The 302-nt window shown below is 39.1% G+C and carries 1 protein-coding gene; it reads left to right on the top strand.

Going from position 1 to position 302, the window contains the following annotated elements; all coding sequences use genetic code 11:
• Positions 1-302: hypothetical protein (locus tag GB932_RS19100; RefSeq protein ID WP_197517236.1), on the top strand; the 302-nt coding region annotated here is incomplete at both ends.

The raw sequence follows: 302 nt of genomic DNA, 5'->3' as shown, positions 1-302 counted from the left end.
ATATGGGGATAGGAACAACAGTTCCTACTAATAAATTGCATATAATTGGTTCTAATCCTTTACGTCTAGAAGGTGTAGTAACTGGAAACACCAATACAGACCAGTTGCTGGCGGTAGATGCTACTGGTGTGGTTAAGAATATTGGTACACTGAGTTTTCTTTCTGTACCTACACCAGCTATATTCAGATTAAATGGAGGAATATCAGATTTTTTGAGTACTCAGGGAGCAGGTGGTGCGCAAGTAGTTCCAATGACACTTATAAAAAACTCAATCCCCGGTCTTACTTATGATGATGCTTCA

Origin of the sequence: Microbacterium karelineae, from assembly GCF_009745985.1 — a bacterium.
GTDB lineage: Bacteria > Actinomycetota > Actinomycetes > Actinomycetales > Microbacteriaceae > Microbacterium > Microbacterium karelineae.
Note: the sequence above shows the minus strand (reverse complement) of the source record. Positions and strands in the feature narration are given on the sequence as shown.